The sequence below is a fragment of the Erythrobacter sp. QSSC1-22B genome, assembly GCF_001678665.1.
Taxonomy (GTDB): domain Bacteria; phylum Pseudomonadota; class Alphaproteobacteria; order Sphingomonadales; family Sphingomonadaceae; genus Qipengyuania.
In genome coordinates, this window is the sequence record NZ_LZRP01000036.1 from 1 (window position 1) to 967 (window position 967).

The 967-nt window shown below is 61.1% G+C and carries 2 pseudogenes; both read left to right on the forward strand.

Annotated elements, in window-relative coordinates:
- Positions 1–84 precede the first annotated feature (84 nt).
- Positions 85–657 (forward strand): annotated as a pseudogene (locus tag A9995_RS16405) (IS21 family transposase); the annotation flags it as partial.
- A gap of 1 nt (position 658) precedes the next feature.
- Positions 659–814: pseudogene (locus A9995_RS15735) on the forward strand (ATP-binding protein); the annotation flags it as partial.
- Between the last annotated feature and the right edge of the window lie 153 nt (positions 815–967).

Consider the following 967-nt stretch of genomic DNA (forward strand, 5'->3'; position numbering starts at 1 on the left):
TTAGCGGGGTGATTGGCGTCTAAAAGGGCCCCCTCATTCCGAAGGTTTAAAGAGCGGCCTGGATTGTCAGGCGGCGAGATCGGGATGTTGGTAGTGAAGACGGTGGTTCGCATTCGGCGCGAACATGCCGGAGGCAAAGCGATCAAGGCGATCGCGCGGGATTTGCATGTATCGCGCAAGGTAGTCCGTAAGGCGATCCGAGCGCCGGAAGGAGGCTTCGTTTATCAGCGCAAGGTTCAACCGCTACCCCGGATCGGTCCGTTTCAGGGGCGCCCGGACACCCTGTTGGAAGAGAACGAGAAGCGCGGCAAGCGTGACCGGCTGCGGATGACGCGGATCCATGATCTGCTGGAGCGCGAAGGCTTTGATGGTTCCTACGACGTCGTGCGGCGGTACGCAGCACGCTGGAAGGAGGCACGGCGCAAGGATGCCGGCGATGGTGTCACCGCTTTCATCCCGCTGATGTTGAGGCCAGGCAAGGCTTACCAGTTTGACTGGAGCCATGAGGATGTCGAGATCGCCGGCAAGCCGATGCGGGTGAAGGTCGCGCATATGCGACTGTGCGCTTCGCGCGGGTTCTACGTCCGGGCTTATCCTCGCGAGAGCCAGGAGATGTTGTTTGACGCGCATGCGCGCGGCTTTGCCTTCTTTGACGGCGACCAGCGTCATCATCACCACCAACACCGCGTTCGGGGAGTGGCCCACCGTGTTCGGCGATCCCAAGATGACCACCGCGCTTCTGGATCGTGTCACGCATCATTGCGACATCGTCGAAACCGGCAATGACAGCTGGCACTTCAAAAACCGCAGCTGATCCACCCCAACAGCACCCAATCAAAAGATGCCTTGCGCTGCGCGCGCCTCCGGTCGGGCTACGCCCTCTCTACGCCGCGCGCAACGCAAGGGAGCGCGTCAAATCTAACATGCGCCAGCCCGACAAGGGGGCGCCCGTTTGCACAACGATTGA